This window comes from Marinilabilia sp. (assembly GCF_016278715.1).
In the GTDB taxonomy this organism is placed as follows: domain Bacteria; phylum Bacteroidota; class Bacteroidia; order Bacteroidales; family Marinilabiliaceae; genus Marinilabilia.
Map to the genome: position 1 here is coordinate 1 of NZ_JADQBH010000272.1, position 2,592 is coordinate 2,592.

Here is a 2,592-nt window from a genome sequence, read left to right on the forward strand (position 1 = left end):
TTCGAAGGTTCTATCATGCATCGCGACAGTTTGGGCAGTGAGGTGGAGATAAAACCAGGGGCTGTAAACTGGATGACAGCAGGAAAAGGAGTGGTGCACTCCGAACGAACCCCTGACCATTTACGGAACTCAAACAAAGAAATTCACGGATTGCAAATATGGGTAGCATTACCCAAAGAGGTAGAAGAAACCACTCCCTCATTTACCCATATTGAAGCAGACAAAATTCCGGAATGGGAACAAGACGGATTGCGCATCAGACTAATTGCAGGAGAAGTTTTTAAGCGAAAATCGCCTGTTCCGGTGTACAGCAATCTATACTTCATTGAGATAAAGAGCCAACAACCCCAAAAAGTAACACCCGGAAATGATTTATATGGGGAAAGTGCCATTTACATTCTGGAAGGCTCTATAACCAGCAAAGGAAACACCCATAAACCACAACAGTTGTTAATTGCGAAGGACAACAAGCTTTGCGAATTTGATATGGCAGCAAACTCCACAGTGTACATTTTTGGCGGCGATTCACTACCTGAAGAACATTACATTGACTGGAATTTCGTTTCCTCCAGCAAGAACCGATTAAAACAAGCCAAAGAAGACTGGAAAAACCAAACCTTCCCAAAGGTTCCCGGAGAAACGGAATTTGTGCCTTATCCGGGACAACGGAAATAATCTCATTCCAGGACACAACCGGTTAATCGGTTAGAAAAATGGATTTATTCCGGCCGGGTGGGAAATATAAAGGTCTTTTAGGTCTCACTTCCGGAACAAAAAGCGACAATGTTCCGAATTTCTTACTAACAGACTGTCGAAATCCTACGGTTTAATTTAAGTACAAAGGGATTTTCTATACCTCTGTGGCAATTACAACATCAAAAAAAACGGGACTATTTTTAAACAGTCCCGTTTTCCATAATAAACTCTTTATTCAGAATTAAATATTGGGAGTATCCCACTTTTTAGTCTCTGCGCATACAATGTCCACGACTTCATCACCAACCTGAACTTTGAAATCTCCTTCTTCCAGAACCCATTTGCCTTCAGGCCCAACAAAAGCAAGATCGGAACCTTTTACCTGAAGGGATACTGTTTTTGTTTCTCCAGGCTGAATTTCCACCTTCTCGAAATTGCGCAGACGGCGTACATCCGGGGTCAAGGAAGCCACCAGGTCGCTGCTAAACAGCAGAACACTCTCTTTACCTGCAACGTCACCGGTATTAGTCACATCAACCGTAAAAGTAAGCTCGTCATTGGCAGTAAACGTAGTTTTGTCAACAGAAAGATTACTGTATTCAAAATCCGTATAGCTCAACCCGAAACCAAAGGCCCACTGAAACGACATTTGAGAATTGTAGTTGTAAACGCCCTCCATTGTTCCTGTCTGTTCGCTGGGCTTGTAATCGTAGCTTCCCAGTGAATTTACAGCCTTCGGATAAGAGAAGGGCAGCTTTCCGCTAAAATTCACGTCACCACTCACCAGGTTAGCAAGTGCATCACCACCAAAGTTTCCGGGCAACATTACATTAACCACACCTTTAACCAACGGTTCTATCTCATTGATAATGCGGGGACGTCCACCGTTCAGAATCAAAACAATCGGCTTTCCGGTTTTGCTTAATGCTTTCACCAAATCCAATTGGTTTTCTGACAATGTCAGATCTGCCAAATTACCCGGTGTTTCACAATAAGAATTTTCACCGATACAGGCAAAAATCACATCCACACCGCGGGCGGCAGCTACAGCTTTAGCAATCTCGGGCTCATTCTCTTCCCAATACTGACCATCATTATTGTAAGTAACTCCGGGCTCATAAACCACGTTGTTGCTTCCAAATTCAGCTTTAACAGCCTCCTGAATAGTGTTGTGCTTTGCAGCAAATTTATCAGCACCTTTTCCCTGCCAGGTATATGACCATCCGCCATTAAGCGTACGCATAGAGTTGGCATTAGGGCCGGTAACCAGAATTTTCTTTCCATCGGCCAAAGGCAGAATTTCGTCTTCATTTTTCAGCAATACGATAGATTCTTCGGCCGCCTGCAAAGCAGCTTTTCCAAACTCTTCACCGCCAAACAATGGAAAATCTTCAACCTCGTAAACAGGAGTTTCGAACAATCCCAAACGATATTTCATGCGCAATACACGACGAACAGCATCATCAATGCGGCTCATTTTCACTTCGCCTTCTTCTACCAATTCTTTCAACAGAACACAGTAATCCCAGCTATAAGGTTCCATGGCCATATCAATACCGGCATTGATGGCCAGTTTGATAGCCTCTTTCTTATCTTTGGCAACTTTTTCTCTGGTATAAAGGTTATTAATATCCGCCCAATCAGTCACAATCATTCCATCCCAATTCAGATCTTCTTTTAACCACTCTGTGAGCAGTTCGTGGCTGGCATGTACCGGCATTCCATTTATAGATCCGGAATTACCCATTACGGATAAAGCACCGGCCCTGATGGCTTCCAAGAACGGAGCAAAATGTTTCTCACGCAACTGACGTTCGCTGATAATTGCGGGTGTACGGTCTTTTCCTGAAAAAGGCGCACCATACCCCATATAATGTTTCATGCAAACAGCAATAT

The 2,592-nt window shown here is 43.4% G+C and carries 2 protein-coding genes; one reads left to right on the forward strand and one right to left on the reverse strand.

Translation table 11 applies throughout. The annotated features are described in order from the left end of the window. On the forward strand, positions 1 to 675 hold a 675-nt coding region (locus tag QZZ43_RS16690), incomplete at its 5' end, for a pirin family protein (protein ID WP_291861710.1). Between the two features lie 262 nt (positions 676 to 937). Here the strand turns inward: QZZ43_RS16690 and QZZ43_RS16695 are convergent. After that, positions 938 to 2,592 (reverse strand): glycoside hydrolase family 3 C-terminal domain-containing protein (locus QZZ43_RS16695; RefSeq protein WP_291861712.1); only part of this gene is annotated, 1,655 nt, incomplete at its 5' end.